Raw genomic sequence first — 16685 nt, 5'->3', positions numbered from 1 at the left:
GGAGAAGGGTTTCATCGTTAATTTGAGGCTTATTTGCACGCGGTCTTGGTCTTGTTGCCGGCGAGCGAGCAATTGTACGTGACGGTCTTGCCGTTCGCGAGTTTGGCGGTGACCATGCGGCCCTTGGCGACGGTCGTGGTGTGCTTGGCGACCTTGGTGTTGCCCATCGGCGTGGTCGTCTTGGTCGTGGTGGTGTGCGTCGCGACGGTCTTCGGCTTGACGCTGGTCTGAGCCTGGGTCGCGGCGACGGCTGCGGTGCCGGACAGCAGCGTAGCGGCGGCGAGGATCGCGAGGGGGAGAGACTTCTTCATGCGGGTATCCTCTCGTTTCGGCCTTGGTGGACGATGCGGAGAGACTGCGCCGAGGGACCTGAACGGAGTGTGGCAGATAGGTGAAATCTGCGTCATGAGCGGGGCGAGGTGGGGTGCGAATTCGGTTCTCCTGCGCAAGCAGGAGCCCAGGGTTACGGGCGGTATCGTTTGGTATCCTGGGCTCCTGCGTGCGCAGGAGAACAGCGACTAAGGCGTGACCTCGGCGCCGTCCCAGGCGAACAGCTTGCCGCTGTCCGGCGCGCGCAGGCCGTCGATGACGTCGAGCAACTGCACCGCCGCGCGGTCAGGCTTGAACAAATTGCCGGGGGTGACGTTGCCCTGGAACGGCTTCGACAGACCGGTGTCGACCGTGCCCGGATGCAGACCCACGACGATCCCGCTGGAGTTTCGCCGTTTGTCCTCGATCGAGATCGTCTTCACCAGTTGGTTCAGCGCTGCCTTCGACGCGCGATAGCCATACCAGCCACCGAGCTTGTTATCGCCGATGCTCCCCACGCGCGCCGAGAGCACAGCGAACACGATCCGCCCCGCTTTGGGCATCGTCGGCAAAAAGTACTTCGCCACCAGCGCCGGGCCGATCGCGTTGATCGCGAAGTTGCGCGCCATCCACACCGGATCGAGCTCGCGCATCGTCTTCTCGGGACCCTTGTCACCGTCGTGCAGCAAGCCCGTCGCGACGATCACCAGCGTCGGGGACCCGACCCGCAAGGCCGCCGCCGCAATGCTAGCCTCGTCTTCCAAATCGAGATGCCGATCGCCGCTATCCGATCGCGCGAACCCGTAGACCTTATCGAAAGCCCCTTCCTCGATCAGCGCCTCCTCAAGCGCCTTGCCGATGCCACCCGACACGCCGATGACGACCGCGCTGCTCACTTGCGCACGAACCGGAACTGCGCGTCGCTGCTGCCCGCCGCGTCATACGCATAGCCGTCGCTGTCGAACCCCTTGATCCCCTCGACCGTGTCGACGCGGTGCTCGACCAGCCACCGCGCGACCATGCCGCGCGCCTTCTTCGCATGGAAGCTGACGAACTTCTGTGCCTCGCCTTCGCGGAAATCGATCGCTACGACGCGTATGGACGAAGGTAATTTCCCATCCGCCGCCGCCCAATATTCCTGGCTCGCGAGGTTGAGGATCGTCTGCGATCCCTCCGCCTCGACGTCGTCCGCGAGCAGCTTGGCGATCCTGTCTCCCCACCAGTCGGTCAGCTTCGTCTTCCGGGGCGCCCAGCGCGTGCCCATCTCCAACCGGTAGGGTCGCATCAGGTCGAGCGGCCGCAGCAACCCGTACAGCCCAGACAGCATGCGCACGTGGTCCTGCGCGTAGTCCACCGCCGCCTCGTCGAGGGTCTTCGCCTCCAGCCCGGTATAGACGTCGCCCGCGAACGCGAACATCGCCGGCCGCTCGGGCAGCGTGTCGAAATCGCGGAATCGGTCCGCGTTCAGCTTCGCCAGTGCGGGTGAGATATGCATCAGTTCCGACAGCTTCTTCGGCGTCAGATGCGCGGCGGCATGCGCCAGCGTCTTCGCCTCATCGGCGAAGCGCGGTGCGGTCGGGTCGAGCTTGGGCAGCGCGCTCTCGTAATCGAGCGTCTTGGCGGGCGATAGGACAGCGATCATGGCCGCGATCTAGCGACGGCCGGGGGCGCGTTCAATCGACGTTCACGCGCAATCTTACATCCGCGGGATCCAAGCCGCTCGCTTGAACGTATGCATGGCGGATCATATAGCGTCGTCGCGCGCCACTTACGTAAGCGGGCCGACGCAGAGGGAGAGTTTCCGCATGAAGACCATTTCCAAGCTTGCACTGATTGCGGCGTTTGCCACCGGCACGAGCGGCCTCGCGCTGTCGGCGCCTGCGTTCGCCAAGGACAAGAAGGCCGAAGAGGCACCGGCCATGAAGCTGAGCCCCGAAGTCCAGAAGCCCGGCATTGCCGCGCAGACCGCGCTGACCGCCAAGGATTACGCCGGCGCGCAGACCGCGATCGACCAGGTCGATGCCGCCGCCAAGACCGACTACGAGAAGTATATCGGCGCCGCGCTCCGCTATCAGCTCGAGAACGAGAAGCTGGTCGCCGCGCAGACCGCCAACCCGAACGCGCCGATGAACGAGACGACGCTGGCAAAGCCGCTCGACGCGCTGATCGCCAACCCGGCGACGCCGGCCGCCGACCGCGGTCGCTATGCCTATCGCCGCGGTGCACTCGCGTTCAACGGCAAGCAGTACCCGATCGCGCTCCAGTATTTCGCCAAGGCGAAGGAGCTCGGCTACACCGATCCGAACCTGCCGCTGCAGGTCATCAAGGCGAAGATGGACAGCGGCGACGTCGCCGGTGCGACCGCCGATCTGGAGGCCAGCATCGCGCAGATGACGGCATCGGGCCAGAAGGCGCCGGAGGAATATTACCGGTACGCGATCGCCAAGTCCTACGCTGCCAAGCGCAACGCCGATACGATGGCGTGGCTGAAGAAGTGGATCACGGCATACCCGTCGGCGAAGAACTGGCGCGACGTGCTGATCCTGTCTGGCATCCAGGCAAACGCGCTGATCCCGCTCGACGAGGCACAGAAGGTCGACGTGTTCCGCCTGATGCGTGCGACCAATTCGCTCGCCGATCAGACCGACTATCTCCAGTATGCCGACAGCGTAAACCGTCGCGGCTTGCCGAGCGAAGCGCAGGCGGTGATCAAGGAAGGTCTTGCGTCGGGCAAGATCCCGGCGTCGAACACGATGGCCAAGGGCCTGCTGGCGGATGCGAGCAAGAACATCGCCAACGATGGTCCGTTGTCGGGCCTCGAGAAGCGCGCTGCGGCGGCGCCCAACGGCAAGCTCGCCGCGGGTACGGCCGATGCCTATCTCGGCCAGAACAACTACGCCAAGTCGATCGAGTTGTACCGCCTGGCGCTGACCAAGGGCGGCGTCGATGCCGACGACGTCAACCTGCATATGGGCATCGCGCTCGCGCGGTCGGGTGACAAGGCGGGTGCTGCGACGGCGTTCTCGGCGGTCAAGGCTTCGCCGAAGGCGGACGTTGCTGGCCTGTGGACGACCTGGCTCGGCGCACCGGCTGCCTAAGCTAAGGCGTCTTGAACAAGGAAGCGGGGTGGCAGCAATGCCACCCCGTTTTCGTTTGTGGGTATGGCCGGCCCATCACAAAGTCCAAACTCCCCTCCTTGAAAGGGGGGGGGCAGGGGGTGGGTTGGCCTGCTTGTGTTACGAAGGTCCGAACCAAGCGGAGCCCGACCCACCCCCAACCCCTCCCTTCCAGGGAGGGGCGAAGACTAGATGCTAGTCGACCACCACCGGGATCCCCGACAGCGCCTTCGCCGTCCGGATCGTCAGCGACGTCTTCACGCTGGCCACGTTGGGCGCAGGCGTCAGGTGCGTCGTCAGGATTTCCTGGAAGCTCTTCAGGTCGGCGGCGACGATCTTCAGGATGAAGTCGATCTCGCCGTTGAGCATGTGGCATTCGCGGATTTCGGGAATGTCGGCGATGTGATGTTCGAACGCGGCGAGGTCGTGCTCGGCCTGGCTGCGTAGCGACACCATCGCGAACACGGTGATCGGGAAGCCCAGGCGGCTGGCATCGAGATCGGCGTGATAGCCACGAATGGCACCCGCTTCCTCAAGTGCGCGGACGCGGCGGAGGCACGGCGGCGCGGTGAGCCCCACCTGGTCGGCCAGATCGACATTGGTCATCCGACCGTCGGCCTGCAACAGCGACAGGATCTGCCGATCGATCCGGTCAAAACTCATTACACGCAACTCCTGATGGGCATCGCAAACCAAGCGATTCATTCCTCATAGCGATAAGATTGTTGCGGCGAAACGCAATTGTCCCACAATGCGACGAAGGCCATTGCCTACCGAAATGGGTTGTTCCTTCGCATCGCCGCGCGCGTTAAGGAATCGGTACGGAGAGCGTGCTAAGCCCGCTGAAGCCGGGGAACGATGTGCGGTTCGACGATAGCCTGAAGACGATCCTTGCCGCCGACATGGCCACCGATTTCGGTGCGCAATCGGCGTGGCGGCAGTTGGTCGACCTGATGGGACGCGGTCGTGCGGTCGTCGACGAGCCGGCGATCGCGCGGTTGCGGCTGTTGCGGCAGGCGGTGCCGGTCGAGGTCCGGGCTGCGAGTGCGCGGGCGCTGGCGTTTGCCAAGCCCGATGCTCGGCTCGTCGGGTTCTTCGCGGAAGACGTGCTGGCGATCGCCGCGCCGGTGTTGCGGACGGCGACGCTGGAGCCGGACGATTGGCTCGCGCTTCTTCCGCGACTGACCCCGCCGAGCCGATCCGTGCTGCGCCATCGTCGTGACCTGCCCGGCGAGGTCCAGCGTGGGTTGCAGAGCTTCGGTCCGACCGACTTCGTGTTGCCGCAACCCGAAGCGCCAGTCGAGATCGAGGTGGCCGAGGCGGAACCGGTTGCGCCCGAGCCCATCGCCCTCGAGCCGGCGCTGAGCAAAAAGGCGCCAGTCCGCGATGAACAGATCGCGAAGCTTTCCGAACCGGCTCCCGCCGACATTCCCGAGCTGTCCCTCTACGCAGCGCCGCTCAGCGAAACCCCGTTCATGGCGCTCGGCGCGGTCGCACGCGGGCTGCCGTTCGTCGCCGAGGCGTTTCGCCACGCCAAGCTAGCCGAAACCGAACCGCCCGTTCCGGCACCCGAGGATGCAGCCCCGGCGGATCGGTTCGAAATTTCCGACCTCGTCGCGCGTATCGAAGCGTTCAATCGCGACCGCACCGTCGATGCTGCTACGCCAGCGCCCGTAGCGGCCGAGATCGAGGGCTTCCGTTTCGAGACCGATGCGCAAGGGATCATTCGGATGGTCGACGGCGTCGCGCGCTCGGCACTGGTCGGCGTGTCGCTCGCCTATGCCGCGCAACAGGGCGAGGCGCATCTCGACGGAGTCGCGGCGGGCGCGTTCCGCCGCCGCTCGCGGTTCAGCGATGCGCGGCTCGAAGTAGGCGGCCTGTCCGATGCGTTCGGATCGTGGCGGCTTTCGGGCGTGCCGGCGTTCGAGCACGCGTCGGGCCGATTTATCGGTTTCCGCGGAACGGGGCGTCGCCCGCGTCGCGACGAGACGGCCGAGCCGGTTCGCGTCTCGTCGCCAGTGTCCGATTCGCTCCGCCAGCTTGTTCACGAACTGCGCACGCCCACCAATGCGATCGCCGGGTTCGCGGAGCTGATCGAGACGCAGTTGCTGGGTCCGGTCTCGCCGACCTACCGCGACCGTGCGACCACGATCCGCACGCAGGCGGGCGACCTGCTCGCGGCGATCGACGATCTCGATACTGCCGCACGGATCGAAGGGCGTGCGCTCGACCTGCGCCCGACGACGGTGCCGGTTCGTCCGTTACTCGACCGGGTCGTGCGGGATCTTCAGCCGCTCGCGACGCTGCGTGGTACGAGCCTGGTCGTGGCGATGCTGGCGGGCGACTGTGACATCCTCGGCGACGATCGTGCGGTCGAGCGGCTGATCGGCCGGTTGCTCGCCGCGCTGGTTTCGGCGGGGCGGAAGGGCGAGCAGCTCGGCGTGGTCGTGCGGCCGGTCGCCGATACCGTGATGATCGAGTTCGACCGACCCGCTGCGCTCGCCGCGCATGCCACCGATGTCCTGCTGAGCATCGATGCCGAACATGAGAGCGACGGCGATGGCGCGCCCTTGCTCGGGACTGGTTTCGCGTTGCGGCTGGCGCAGAACCTCGCGGTCGAACTGGGCGGCGTGCTGACGATCGGCGCCGACCGCCTGACCCTTCAGCTTCCGGCTGCTGATACTGTCGATGCGGAGCGGACCGCCGACGAACAGCGGTGACGTATCGCCCCCCGCGCCCGACCGACGCACAACGCGTGGTATGGCCCGAGGCATTCGGCACGCGCTTCACCGTCTTCGCGGACGTCGAAGAGGAATTCGACTGGAACGCCCCGCTGAATCGCCGCAACCGCGCGACGACCGCGATGGTGGCCTTTCCTGACGCGCATCGCCGGTTCGCTGAACGGGGCGTCGCGCTGGCCTGCATGGTCGATTACCCAGTCGCCACCGATCCGGTGGCCGTCGCGATACTCGGACGTGTCCTCGAAGATGGACGGTCGGAGATCGGCACGCAGCTTCATGCCTGGGTCAATCCGCCGTTCCCGGACAGCGCGCCGCCGGGATCGAGTTACGCCGGCAACCTGCCGCGTGCATCGGAAGCCGCCAAGCTCGAAACGCTGACGCGGGCCATCACGAATGCGTTCGGCCGCGCCCCGCGTGCCTATCGGGCCGGCCGCTACGGTATCGGTCCAAACAGTTTCGCGCTGCTCGCTAGGCTCGGTTACCGGATCGATAGCTCGGTTCGTCCCGGCTATGATTACAGTGCTGACGGAGGTCCAGATTTCTCGATGGCCGACGCCGGCGCCTATCGCGCGGAGGGCATCGTCGCGTTGCCGCTGACCACTGTCTTCACGGGCGGTGCGCGACGGGGCGGCGCGCAGCTGTACCGGGCGCTCGGGCGAATTCCGAAGGGCAGGGGCCTCTTCGCGCGCGCGCACCTGTTGTCCCGGATCGCGCTGACGCCCGAGGACATGCCGATCGCTGACGCTCTGGAGGCCGTCGCGGTGGCGGATGGCGAAGGGCTGCGGTTGCTCAACCTGTCCTTCCACTCGCCGTCCTTGGTCCCGGGTCACACGCCTTATGTTCGCGACGCGGCGGATTTGAAGCGTTTCCACGACTGGTGGACCGCGATGCTCGACGAGTTCGAGCGGCGTGGGATTCACAATGCCTCGCTTGACGAGATCATTTCGGCGTTGGGGTAAGGCGTCGATTGTTTCCCCGCGAAGGCGGGGACCCAGACTGGGCTCCCGCCTTCGCGGGAGAACAAGAAACGGCCGCGCCGCTGCGGCTTTGGCGCGCTTTCGTATCTGGCGGGACCATCAACGTTCGACAAGTTCGACCGCCGTGGCATCTGCAATAGGCACGCTGCGCGCCAACTCCAACAGGCTCCCCTCCCTGGAAGGGAGGGGAGATCGTTGGGGTTTGGGCTACGTTGCAGCTCTCACCCTGGCGTCATCACGCTGTACCCCCAAACCAGAAAGGGCGGCCCGTTGCCGGACCGCCCTTCTGATACGCAGATACTGAAAGCGAGATTAGCGCTTCGAGAACTGGAAGCTACGACGAGCCTTCGCCTTGCCGTACTTCTTGCGCTCGACGACGCGGCTGTCGCGGGTCAGGAAGCCTGCTGCCTTCACCGATGCGCGCAGCACCGGCTCGAAACGGGTCAGCGCCTGGCTGATGCCGTGCTTGACCGCGCCGGCCTGGCCCGAAAGACCACCACCCTTGACGGTGCAGACGACGTCGTACTGACCTTCGCGCTCGGTGATGCCGAACACCTGGTTGATGACGAGACGCAGCGTCGGACGTGCGAAATACACTTCCTGGTCACGACCGTTGATCGTGATCTTGCCAGTGCCGGGCTTGACCCAGACGCGTGCGACGGCGTCCTTGCGACGGCCGGTCGCGTAGGCGCGGCCCTGCTTGTCGAGGATCTGCTCGCGCAGCGGCATAGGCTCGCGGACGGGCTCGTTCGAGACCGGCGCTGCGATATCGCCTTCGCTGGTCGGCAGAGCCTGCTCGGCGGGGGCAGCCGGCGCGGGCTGGTTGGTCAGGCTCGCGAGATCGGCGAGCGACTGGCGGTTGTCGGACATTATGCGCCCACCTTGTTCTTGCGGTTCATGCTGCCGATGTCGAGCACGGCAGGGTTCTGTGCCTCGTGCGGATGCTCGGTACCCTTGAAGATACGCAGGTTGCGCATCTGCTCACGACCCAGCGGGCCGCGCGGGATCATGCGCTCGACAGCCTTTTCGAGAACGCGCTCCGGGAAGCGGCCGTCGAGGACCTTGGCGGCAGTGATGCCCTTGATGCCGCCGGCGTAACCGGTGTGCTTGTAATAGATCTTCTTCGCGGCCTTGTTGCCGGTGAAGCGGATCTTGTCGGCGTTGATCACTACGACGTTGTCACCGCAATCGACATGCGGGGTGAACGACACCTTGTGCTTGCCGCGCAGGACGTTGGCGATGATCGATGCGGCACGGCCGACAACGAGACCTTCCGCGTCGACGATATGCCACTGCTTCTCCACCTCAGCCGGCTTTGCCGACTTGGTGGTCTTCATGAGCGCCTTCATGGGCGTTAGACCTTCCAGATTGAATGCAAGCGCACCAAGGGGAGGCCCCACAGCGCGAATGCCGGCCTAATGCTGAAAGGGGGGCTTCAAGTCAAGCTTTCCGCCGGTTTCCTGACGGGTATTATCATACCCGCTGCTTTACGCGAGGTGCCGTGCCGACTGCGTGGGCGGCGAACATCGCGGCGATCAGGAGGAGCGCGGCGTTGCCCTGGTGCGCGACCGCGACATCGATCTGCACGCCGGTCATCAGCGTGGCGATGCCGAGCATGATCTGGAGCGTGACGAGGCCGACGACGAAGAACCCCGCGCTGCTGCCCGTCTTGGTCGCCTTGATCGCCAGCCAGATCAGCCCGGCGGCGGCGGCGAACGCGAACCAGCGGTGGATGAACTGCACGACGATCGGGTTGTCGACCGCGTTGCTCCAGGCGGGATTGACCATCGGCACGTCGGCGGGGAACAGCCCGTCGCCCATCAGCGGCCAGCTCGCAAACGCATAGCCCGCATCGAGCCCGGCGGTGAACGCGCCATAGACCAATTGCACGAACAGCAGCGCCAGCGCGAGGATCGCTACCGGCGCGAGGCGTGCAGGGGCGGCGAGCGGATTGCGGTGCAGCGCCATCAGGTCGAGCGCCGTCCACACGATCCCGGCGAGGATCGTCAGTGCGGTCAACAGGTGGACCGCAAGTCGAATGTGGCTCACATCGGTTCGCACCGACAGACCTGAGGCGACCATCCACCAGCCGATCGCGCCCTGGAACGCACCGAGCGCCAGCAGCGCCGACAGCCGCCAGCCATAGCCGACCGGGATACGCTTGCGCACCGCGAACCAGATCAGCGGCACCGCGAACACGAGCCCGATCACGCGGCCCCATAGCCGGTGGAGGTATTCCCAGAAGAAGATCGCCTTGAACCCGCCGACCGTCATGTCGGCGTTGAACGCGGCGTATTCGGGGATGCGCTTGTAGGCGTCGAACTCGGCCTGCCACTGCGCGTCGTTGAGTGGCGGGATGATTCCGCTGATCGGCTTCCACTGCGTGATCGACAGCCCCGACTCGGTCAGCCGCGTGATCCCGCCGATGACGACCATCGCGACGATCAGACCGGCGACCGTGAACAGCCACAGGGCGACGGAACGAGGACGGGCTTTGCTGAGGAAGGCGACGCTGGGTTGAAGCATGATGAGGAGATAGTGGTTTGCGCGGCGGGGCGCCATCGGTTCGTGGTGCGCCGTTGCTTCATGTTGCTGGGGGCGATCGAGGGCCAATACCCCAGTAGCCACAGCGCTCTGCTTCATTGTTCTCCCGCGAAGGCGGGAGCCCAGGCTGGGTCCCCGCCTTCGCGGGGAAACAAGTGAGGATGGCGCGACGTTGCATGGTCAGGGTCTTGCGGCACGGCGACGAAAAACCACCCCATCACCCAAGAAAATCTGCAATGTAATGTTGTATCCTTTCAGCGGCCCATCTATATCCGACTGACGATGACGCCCTCGGCCACGCATACCCACCGCTTCGCCGGGCTCGATCGCTATGCGATCGGACTCTCGGGCCTGTGCATGGTGCATTGCCTCGCGACCTCTGTGCTGGTCGCGCTGATGTCGACGGCCGGCGGGTTCCTGCTCGACCCGATCTTCCACGAGGTCGGCTTGACGATCGCGATCGGCCTCGGCGCACTCGCGCTCGGCCGCGGCGTGCTCAATCACGGCTATATGATGCCCGCCGCGATGGGCGCGCTCGGGCTCGGCATCATGGCGGGCGCGATGACGTTGCCGCACGACAGCGGTGGCGGCGAGACGTTGTGGACGATCGTCGGCGTCGGGCTGCTCGCATTCGGCCACGATCTCAACCGTCGCGCGGAAAGCTGAGCGGGTTGCTGGAACTGTTCCGGCATCCTACTTCATCCAGCATGGCGCACGCTCACACCCACACCGAACCGCAGGGCGCCGATCTCACCGTCGCAGCACAGACGACGCTCGAAAAGGCTGGCGAGCAATGGACGACGATGCGTGCCAGCGTGTTTGCCGCACTTGCCAGCTTCGAGAAGCCGGCGTCGGCGTACGATATCGCCGAGGCGGTCTCGAAAGCCGAAGGTCGCCGGGTCGCCGCGAACAGCGTGTACCGCATCCTCGACCTTTTCGTCGGCGCGAACCTCGCTCGGCGGGTAGAGAGCGCGAATGCCTATGTCGCCAATGCGCATCCCGATTGTCTGCACGATTGTATCTTCCTGGTCTGCGACTCGTGCGGCCAGACGACGCATCTCGATAACGACACGATCACCAAGGGTGTGCGGAACGCGGCGCAGGCAGCGGGCTTCTCCCCGGTCCGCCCGGTGATCGAAGTCCGCGGGCGCTGCGCGGAGTGCGAGGCGAAGTAGCTTCGGCACCGCTTGATCCTCCCCCGTCAGGGGGAGGTGGCTGGCGCTAGCCAGACGGAGGGGGAGGGAAGGGCAAACTCTGTTCCGTGTCCTCCCCCTCCGTCGCCTACGGCGCCACCTCCCCCTGGCGGGGGAGGATCGGATTTAGGTCAAATCCTTCCCCATCCGGATCATCGGCACCGGGACCTCGCCCGGCGTCTCGATCCGCTCGATCGGTAGATACCCGCAGGCCCGGTACAGCGGTTCCCCCGCTAGCGTCGCCATCATCTCCGCCCGCGCAAACCCGGCCTCTCGCGCTGCCGCCTCGCAGACCGATAACACCAGCCGCCCGACACCCCGCCGCGTAAAATCCGGATCGGTGTACATCGCGCGAATCCGTGCCGCGTCGCGCACCGGATCGAGCAACGCCGCATCGCGCAACGCCGTGCTGTGATCGCCCCCATAGAGCGTCGCGCGCCGACTCCAGCCGCCACATCCGGCCAGCCGACCCCCCGCCTCGACTAGCAGATACGTCCCGTCCGCGATCAGCTGCGTATCGAGCCCCATCACCGCGCGGCTTGCCTCGACTTGTGCTGGCGTGAGGAAGTCCCCCTGCAACGCGCCGATTGCGCGGGCCATCAGCGCGGAAATCGCCGGAATATCTGCAGCCACGGCAACACGGTGCGTAAAGTTCATAATTGTGCACTTTCCGAGCGATTCCAGCGCGAATGCTACGTCAAGACACGGTAACAATCGACACGATACGCGCGCTGCATTAAGCCCGTCCGATGGCCGACCTTCCCTCGACACCGCTGCTCGACACCGTTTCGACGCCCGACGACCTCCGCAAGCTGCGCCCGGACCAGCTCCGCCAACTCGCCGACGAACTGCGTACCGAGACGATTTCCGCGGTCGGCACCACCGGCGGGCATCTCGGCTCGGGCCTCGGCGTGGTCGAGCTGACGACCGCGATCCACTATGTCTTCGACACCCCGCGCGACCGCCTCGTCTGGGACGTCGGTCACCAATGTTATCCGCACAAGATCCTCACCGGACGCCGCGATCGGATCCGCACGCTGCGCCAGGGCGGCGGCCTCAGCGGCTTCACCAAGCGTAGCGAGAGCGAATACGACCCGTTCGGCGCGGCGCATTCATCGACCTCGATCTCGGCGGCGCTGGGCTTTGCGATCGCCAACAAGATCGCGGGGACGCCCGGCAAGGGCATCGCGGTGATCGGCGACGGCGCGATGTCGGCGGGCATGGCTTACGAGGCGATGAACAACGCCGCTCAGGCGGGCAACCGCCTCGTCGTGATCCTCAACGACAACGACATGTCGATCGCGCCGCCGGTCGGTGGATTGTCGGCATATCTCAGCCGCATCGTGTCGAGTCGCGAGTTCCTTGGCTTCCGCGATCTTGCCCGGAAGCTCGCCAAGCGTCTGCCACGGCCGATCGCCAGCGGCATGCGCAAGACCGACGAATTCGCGCGCGGCATGACGATGGGCGGGACGCTGTTCGAGGAACTCGGCTTCTATTATGTCGGCCCGATCGACGGGCACAATCTCGAACACTTGATCCCGGTGCTCGAGAATGTCCGCGATGCCGAGGAGGGCCCGATCCTCGTCCACGTCGTCACCAAGAAGGGCAAGGGCTACGGCCCCGCCGAGGCTGCCGCGGACAAGTATCACGGCGTCCAGAAATTCGACGTGATCTCGGGCGTGCAGACCAAGGCGCCACCGGGCCCGCCGCAGTACCAGAACGTGTTCGGCGCGCAGCTCGTCGCCGAGGCTGCGAACGACCCGCGGATCTGCGCGATCACCGCGGCGATGCCGTCGGGCACCGGGCTCGACGCGTTCGCCAAGGCGTATCCCGACCGGTTCTTCGACGTCGGTATCGCCGAGCAGCACGGCGTCACTTTCGCCGCCGGCCTTGCCGCGCAGGGGATGCGCCCGTTCTGCGCGATCTACTCGACGTTCCTTCAGCGTGCGTACGATCAGGTCGTGCACGACGTCGCGATCCAGAACCTGCCGGTCCGTTTCGCGATCGACCGCGCTGGGCTGGTCGGTGCGGATGGGGCGACTCACGCTGGGTCGTTCGATGTTACCTACCTCGCGACGCTGCCGAACTTCGTCGTGATGGCGGCGGCTGACGAGGCTGAACTCGTCCACATGACGCACACCGCGGCGCAGTACGACACCGGCCCGATCGCTGTGCGCTATCCGCGCGGCAACGGCACCGGCGTCGCGCTGCCCGAGACTCCGCAACTGCTGGAGATCGGCAAGGGGCGTGTTGTGCGCGAGGGCAAGAAGATCGCGATCCTGTCGCTCGGCACGCGTCTCGAGGAAGCGCTCAAGGCTGCCGAGGTTCTCGAAGCCAAGGGGCTGAGCACGACGGTAGCGGATCTCCGTTTCGCCAAGCCGCTCGACGTCGACCTGATCCGCAAGCTGCTCACGACGCACGAAGTCGCGGTGACGATCGAGGAGAATTCGGTCGGTGGCTTCGGCGCGCACGTACTGACGATGGCTTCGGATGAGGGGCTGATCGACGGTGGGCTTAAGCTGCGCACGCTGCGCCTGCCCGACGTGTATCAGGATCAGGACAAGCCCGAAGTCCAGTATGCCGAAGCCGGGCTCGATGCGACCGCGCTGGTGGATACCGTGCTCAAGGCGCTCCGCCACAATTCGGGCGGGGTTGCCGAAGCGCGCGCATGACCGGGCCGACCAAGGGGCTCGTGATCATTGCGCTGGCGGTGGTCGTGATGGTTTCGCTCAACATCGCGATGTGGCGGCGGATGCGGGGTGGGCTCGCAGCGGCGAAGGCCGAGCAGGCGGCTAATCCCGAACTGTTCGATGAGGATGGTACGCGGATTTCGTGAGCAGCCAACTCCACCACCCCACCCCGGCGAAGGCCGGGGCCCAGTTGGAGAGGTCGCAGTAATGGGCGATCGCGCTCAGTTAGCGACGTTTCCCAACTGGGCCCCGGCCTCCGCCGGGGTGGTGCAGCCTCAAGCGAGCAATCAGCCGCCCAAGTAGTGCGTTTGCGCGGCGTCTGTAGCGCTCACCGCAAGGATCGACCGCGCTTTGCTTGGCGGCAAAGCCTGCCCGCGCCCATCGCCACTCGCCGCAATCACCCGCTCCAGCAAGTCTTGCCCTTCACGCCACCAGCCGATCCCGCTCGCGGCATTCAAATGCCCTTGCGGCCCGGCATCGACGAAGTGGCTGCCCCAGTCCGCCGCCATGCTGTGCGCACGTTCCGGAGTAACCCAGGGGTCGTCGCTGCTCGCCACCACGATCGACGGGAACGGCAGGGGCGTGCGCGGAGTCGGCGAGAAGCCCTTCAGTTCGGCCTGCGCGCCGCCGCGATCGACGTCCGCCGGTGCCACGAGAAGCGCGCCCGCTACCGGCCAGCCATAAGGCTGCGGGCTCAGTTCGGCCCACCATGCCACCGCGAGGCACCCGAGGCTGTGCGCGGCGAGAATCACCGGTGCCTGTGCCTGCCGGATCGCCTCGTCCAGACGCGTCACCCAGGCATTGCGGTGCGGCGTGTTCCACATGCCGAGCTCGACGCGCACCGTGTCGGGCCGCGCCTCTTCCCATAACGTCTGCCAGTGCGAAGGACCCGATCCACCAAGGCCGGGCACGGTCAGGATCGTCGGCTGGACGGAATCATACGGTGCGAAACTACCCACAGCGCTTCTCCTTCTCCAAAACCTCGTTCTTCGAGGTCGGGAGCGTGGCCGAAGGACGCTCTAGGGCACGCCATCCGGTCACGATCCCATGCGCTCAAGATAATCCTACTCGATCGGTAGGCAATGGCATTGCGGCGAAAGGAAGGCAGCTTGCGGCAATCGGATTGGGCGGCGATAGCGTGCGGATGGTGAAGATACGCGCGGACCAAATGCTGGTCGACAGGGGGCTGGTCGAGTCGAGGACGCGCGCGCAGGCGCTGATCATGGCGGGCCTCGTGTTCGCGGGGACGAAGAAGGTCGACAAGCCGGGGCAGACGCTCGCGGACGACGTGCAACTCGATGTGCGCGGTCGCGATCACCCCTGGGTCTCGCGCGGCGGGATCAAGCTGGCGCACGGCCTGGCGCATTTCGGCTGGGACGTGGCCGGCGCGGTCGCGATCGACGTTGGCTCGTCGACCGGCGGCTTTACCGACGTCATGCTGAAGAACGGCGCGGCGAAGGTCTACGCGGTCGATAGTGGCACCAACCAGCTTGCCTGGTCGCTCCGGCAGGACGAGCGCGTCATCGTCCACGAGCAAATCAGCGCACGGATCCTCACGCCCGCGCATATCCCGGAGCCGATCGACCTGATCGTCTGCGATGCGAGCTTTATCGGCTTGGCCAAGGTGCTGGAGCGGCCGATGTCCTTTGCCAAGCCCGACGCGAGGCTGATGGCGCTGGTGAAGCCGCAGTTCGAGGCGGGGCGCGGCGAAGTGGGGAAGGGTGGGGTCGTCCGCGATACCGCGATCCACCAGCGCGTCTGCGACGAGGTTGCCGCGTGGCTGACCGGGCAGGGGTGGAGCGTGGTCGGCGTGGTCGAGAGCCCGATCACGGGGCCCGAGGGTAACGTTGAGTTCCTGATTGCTGCTTTGCATAGGCGGCCGGCTTCTGAGCAACGGCTACAGGAAGCGGCAAGCGAGACCCAAACATCGCCGTCATCCTGACGACAGTCAGGCCCCAGAGCCACGCGGGGTGCGCTCGGTATCCTGGATCCTGACTTTCGTCAGGATGACGGCGTGGGGAGGTAGCGTGCCGGAATGAACCACTAGCGGAACGATTCTCCACCAAACTCGGTTTACCGATCGCAAAATGCGCGCCAGGACGAGCGCGCGTAGAGGCGGAAGGATTTGTGTGGGCGGTATCGCTTCGAAGGGCCAGTTGAGGATGTCGTTCCTCCGCTGGGCGGTCGTGACCGTGCCCCTGATCCTGTTGCTGGGCTTCCTGTCCGGCCGATCGGTCAGCGTCGGCAGCGAGAATGCCTGGTACATGGCGCTCGCGAAGCCTGCGCTTAACCCGCCGGGCTGGGTGTTCCCAGTCGTCTGGACGACGCTCTACATCCTGATCGGGCTGGCGCTCGCGATGATCCTCAACGCGCGTGGCGCTCGGCTGCGAGGGGTCGCCGTCGTGCTGTTCGTCGGCCAGTTCCTGCTCAACCTCGCCTGGACGCCGATGTTCTTCGGCGCGCACAGGATCGGACTGTCGGTACTCGTGATCGTCGCGATGCTGGTGCTGTCGATCGCCGCGACCTTCGTATTCGCGCGCATCCGGCCCGCCGCGGCGTGGCTGATGGTGCCGTATATGGTGTGGATCAGCTTTGCCGGCGTGCTCGCGTTCAGCATCGGGCAGTTGAACCCCAGTGCCGAAACCCTTGCACCCGCGCCGCATACGTCCCAAATGCTGTGACGCAGCAGTCACTGTCACAGTCACTGCGACAGTCTTTGGGATTTTGAAGCAATGCAGTCCGAAAACCGCGTGTTCGACGATATCGTCAAGGTCTTGAACGGTGCTGCCGGTACGCTTGCGGGCGTCGGTCGCGAAGCCGGTTCCGGCGCACGGGAACGCGCGCGCGAATGGCTCGGCGGGCTCGACTTCGTCAGCCGCGAAGAGTTCGACGCTGTGAAGGCGATGGCTTCGACTGCCCGCGACGAGAACGATGCGTTGAAGGCGCGCCTCGATGCGCTCGAAGCCAAGTTTGCCGCACAATCGACGGTAAATGCACCGCTCGGGGCGTCGGTCGACTGACTTTTCCACAGTTTTCCGCAGAATTGGGGCCGATGGGGTTGTCGGGGCGTTTTTGCCTCGGCACCCTTTGTCGTGCGATAAGGACCGCCAGGACC

At 65.6% G+C, this 16685-nt stretch carries 19 protein-coding genes; 10 read left to right on the top strand and 9 right to left on the bottom strand.

Going from position 1 to position 16685, the window contains the following annotated elements:
* Window positions 1-29 precede the first annotated feature (29 nt).
* The 3 genes from J4O76_RS04965 to yaaA form a co-directional block, all read right to left on the bottom strand.
* A complete protein-coding gene (locus J4O76_RS04965) occupies window positions 30-311 on the bottom strand; it encodes a hypothetical protein (RefSeq protein ID WP_426280615.1) in 282 nt (93 codons plus the stop codon).
* Window positions 312-518: 207 nt separating this feature from the next.
* Complete coding sequence (locus J4O76_RS04960) at window positions 519-1205, bottom strand: SDR family NAD(P)-dependent oxidoreductase (protein ID WP_426280613.1); 687 nt, start codon at window positions 1203-1205, stop codon at window positions 519-521.
* Window positions 1202-1951, bottom strand: coding sequence for a peroxide stress protein YaaA (gene yaaA / locus J4O76_RS04955; protein WP_426280612.1), 750 nt, complete (start codon window positions 1949-1951; stop codon window positions 1202-1204). The genes J4O76_RS04960 and yaaA overlap by 4 nt, the downstream gene beginning before the upstream one ends.
* Before the next feature lie 163 nt (window positions 1952-2114).
* On the opposite strand from yaaA, the gene J4O76_RS04950 reads away from it, so the two are divergent.
* The gene (locus J4O76_RS04950; protein WP_426280611.1) at window positions 2115-3407 is read left to right on the top strand and encodes a hypothetical protein; all 1293 of its coding nucleotides are present in this window, start codon (window positions 2115-2117) and stop codon (window positions 3405-3407) included.
* Between the two features lie 213 nt (window positions 3408-3620).
* Here the strand turns inward: J4O76_RS04950 and J4O76_RS04945 are convergent, their stop codons facing one another.
* Window positions 3621-4088: an Lrp/AsnC family transcriptional regulator gene (locus tag J4O76_RS04945; RefSeq protein WP_055880606.1), complete on the bottom strand. Its 468-nt coding sequence runs from the start codon at window positions 4086-4088 to the stop codon at window positions 3621-3623.
* Between the two features lie 167 nt (window positions 4089-4255).
* Between J4O76_RS04945 and J4O76_RS04940 the strand changes: the two genes are divergently transcribed.
* Entirely contained in the window at window positions 4256-6145 is a 1890-nt protein-coding gene (locus J4O76_RS04940) for a sensor histidine kinase (protein WP_426280610.1), read from the top strand.
* The gene (locus tag J4O76_RS04935) at window positions 6142-7125 is read left to right on the top strand and encodes a polysaccharide deacetylase family protein (protein ID WP_426280609.1); all 984 of its coding nucleotides are present in this window, start codon (window positions 6142-6144) and stop codon (window positions 7123-7125) included. Before J4O76_RS04940 ends, J4O76_RS04935 begins: the two co-directional genes overlap by 4 nt.
* Window positions 7126-7455: 330 nt before the next feature.
* Here J4O76_RS04935 and rpsI read toward each other — a convergent pair whose 3' ends face one another.
* The 3 genes from rpsI to J4O76_RS04920 form a co-directional block, all read right to left on the bottom strand.
* On the bottom strand, window positions 7456-8013 hold the full coding sequence (rpsI, locus tag J4O76_RS04930; RefSeq protein ID WP_082441435.1) for a 30S ribosomal protein S9: 558 nt from the start codon (window positions 8011-8013) through the stop codon (window positions 7456-7458).
* Window positions 8013-8492: a 50S ribosomal protein L13 gene (gene rplM, locus J4O76_RS04925; protein ID WP_060524218.1), complete on the bottom strand. Its 480-nt coding sequence runs from the start codon at window positions 8490-8492 to the stop codon at window positions 8013-8015. The genes rpsI and rplM overlap by 1 nt, the downstream gene beginning before the upstream one ends.
* A 124-nt stretch (window positions 8493-8616) precedes the next feature.
* Window positions 8617-9669: a COX15/CtaA family protein gene (locus tag J4O76_RS04920; protein ID WP_426280608.1), complete on the bottom strand. Its 1053-nt coding sequence runs from the start codon at window positions 9667-9669 to the stop codon at window positions 8617-8619.
* Between the two features lie 300 nt (window positions 9670-9969).
* Between J4O76_RS04920 and J4O76_RS04915 the strand changes: the two genes are divergently transcribed.
* Together J4O76_RS04915 and J4O76_RS04910 are read left to right on the top strand one after the other, a co-directional pair.
* The gene (locus J4O76_RS04915; RefSeq protein ID WP_056047781.1) at window positions 9970-10353 is read left to right on the top strand and encodes a MerC domain-containing protein; all 384 of its coding nucleotides are present in this window, start codon (window positions 9970-9972) and stop codon (window positions 10351-10353) included.
* A gap of 41 nt (window positions 10354-10394) precedes the next feature.
* Window positions 10395-10862 (top strand): Fur family transcriptional regulator, encoded by a 468-nt coding sequence (locus tag J4O76_RS04910; protein ID WP_426280607.1) that lies wholly within the window; start codon window positions 10395-10397, stop codon window positions 10860-10862.
* A 144-nt stretch (window positions 10863-11006) separates the two neighbouring features.
* Here the strand turns inward: J4O76_RS04910 and J4O76_RS04905 are convergent, their stop codons facing one another.
* Entirely contained in the window at window positions 11007-11480 is a 474-nt protein-coding gene (locus J4O76_RS04905) for a GNAT family N-acetyltransferase (RefSeq protein WP_426280606.1), read from the bottom strand.
* Window positions 11481-11629: 149 nt separating this feature from the next.
* Between J4O76_RS04905 and dxs the strand changes: the two genes are divergently transcribed.
* Entirely contained in the window at window positions 11630-13552 is a 1923-nt protein-coding gene (gene dxs / locus J4O76_RS04900) for a 1-deoxy-D-xylulose-5-phosphate synthase (protein WP_426280605.1), read from the top strand.
* On the top strand, window positions 13549-13716 hold the full coding sequence (locus J4O76_RS04895; RefSeq protein ID WP_353466769.1) for a hypothetical protein: 168 nt from the start codon (window positions 13549-13551) through the stop codon (window positions 13714-13716). Before dxs ends, J4O76_RS04895 begins: the two co-directional genes overlap by 4 nt.
* Before the next feature lie 141 nt (window positions 13717-13857).
* Here J4O76_RS04895 and J4O76_RS04890 read toward each other — a convergent pair whose 3' ends face one another.
* Entirely contained in the window at window positions 13858-14529 is a 672-nt protein-coding gene (locus J4O76_RS04890; RefSeq protein WP_056047792.1) for an RBBP9/YdeN family alpha/beta hydrolase, read from the bottom strand.
* A gap of 185 nt (window positions 14530-14714) precedes the next feature.
* Here J4O76_RS04890 and J4O76_RS04885 point away from each other — a divergent pair, with 185 nt between their 5' ends.
* The 3 genes from J4O76_RS04885 (at window position 14715) to J4O76_RS04875 (ending at window position 16590) form a co-directional block, all read left to right on the top strand.
* On the top strand, window positions 14715-15512 hold the full coding sequence (locus tag J4O76_RS04885; RefSeq protein WP_426280603.1) for a TlyA family RNA methyltransferase: 798 nt from the start codon (window positions 14715-14717) through the stop codon (window positions 15510-15512).
* Window positions 15513-15732: 220 nt separating this feature from the next.
* Entirely contained in the window at window positions 15733-16251 is a 519-nt protein-coding gene (locus J4O76_RS04880) for a TspO/MBR family protein (protein ID WP_426281101.1), read from the top strand.
* 51 nt (window positions 16252-16302) lie between these two features.
* The gene (locus tag J4O76_RS04875) at window positions 16303-16590 is read left to right on the top strand and encodes an accessory factor UbiK family protein (RefSeq protein ID WP_426280602.1); all 288 of its coding nucleotides are present in this window, start codon (window positions 16303-16305) and stop codon (window positions 16588-16590) included.
* The last annotated feature ends 95 nt before the right edge of the window (window positions 16591-16685 follow it).

Origin of the sequence: Sphingomonas sp. NFX23 (assembly GCF_049887795.1) — a bacterium.
GTDB lineage: Bacteria > Pseudomonadota > Alphaproteobacteria > Sphingomonadales > Sphingomonadaceae > Sphingomonas.
Note: the sequence above shows the minus strand (reverse complement) of the source record. Positions and strands in the feature narration are given on the sequence as shown.

Bases quoted from the DNA above. Each gene is read 5' to 3' on its own strand.
- rplM (WP_060524218.1), bottom strand. From the start codon at position 8,492: ATGAAGGCGCTCATGAAGACCACCAAGTCGGCAAAGCCGGCTGAGGTG.
- yaaA (WP_426280612.1), bottom strand. From the start codon at position 1,951: ATGATCGCTGTCCTATCGCCCGCCAAGACGCTCGATTACGAGAGCGCG.
- J4O76_RS04880 (WP_426281101.1), top strand. From the start codon at position 15,733: ATGTCGTTCCTCCGCTGGGCGGTCGTGACCGTGCCCCTGATCCTGTTG.
- J4O76_RS04905 (WP_426280606.1), bottom strand. From the start codon at position 11,480: ATGGCCCGCGCAATCGGCGCGTTGCAGGGGGACTTCCTCACGCCAGCA.
- rpsI (WP_082441435.1), bottom strand. From the start codon at position 8,013: ATGTCCGACAACCGCCAGTCGCTCGCCGATCTCGCGAGCCTGACCAAC.
- J4O76_RS04895 (WP_353466769.1), top strand. From the start codon at position 13,549: ATGACCGGGCCGACCAAGGGGCTCGTGATCATTGCGCTGGCGGTGGTC.
- J4O76_RS04875 (WP_426280602.1), top strand. From the start codon at position 16,303: ATGCAGTCCGAAAACCGCGTGTTCGACGATATCGTCAAGGTCTTGAAC.
- dxs (WP_426280605.1), top strand. From the start codon at position 11,630: ATGGCCGACCTTCCCTCGACACCGCTGCTCGACACCGTTTCGACGCCC.
- J4O76_RS04910 (WP_426280607.1), top strand. From the start codon at position 10,395: ATGGCGCACGCTCACACCCACACCGAACCGCAGGGCGCCGATCTCACC.
- J4O76_RS04885 (WP_426280603.1), top strand. From the start codon at position 14,715: ATGGTGAAGATACGCGCGGACCAAATGCTGGTCGACAGGGGGCTGGTC.
- J4O76_RS04920 (WP_426280608.1), bottom strand. From the start codon at position 9,669: ATGCTTCAACCCAGCGTCGCCTTCCTCAGCAAAGCCCGTCCTCGTTCC.
- J4O76_RS04945 (WP_055880606.1), bottom strand. From the start codon at position 4,088: ATGAGTTTTGACCGGATCGATCGGCAGATCCTGTCGCTGTTGCAGGCC.
- J4O76_RS04950 (WP_426280611.1), top strand. From the start codon at position 2,115: ATGAAGACCATTTCCAAGCTTGCACTGATTGCGGCGTTTGCCACCGGC.
- J4O76_RS04965 (WP_426280615.1), bottom strand. From the start codon at position 311: ATGAAGAAGTCTCTCCCCCTCGCGATCCTCGCCGCCGCTACGCTGCTG.
- J4O76_RS04915 (WP_056047781.1), top strand. From the start codon at position 9,970: ATGACGCCCTCGGCCACGCATACCCACCGCTTCGCCGGGCTCGATCGC.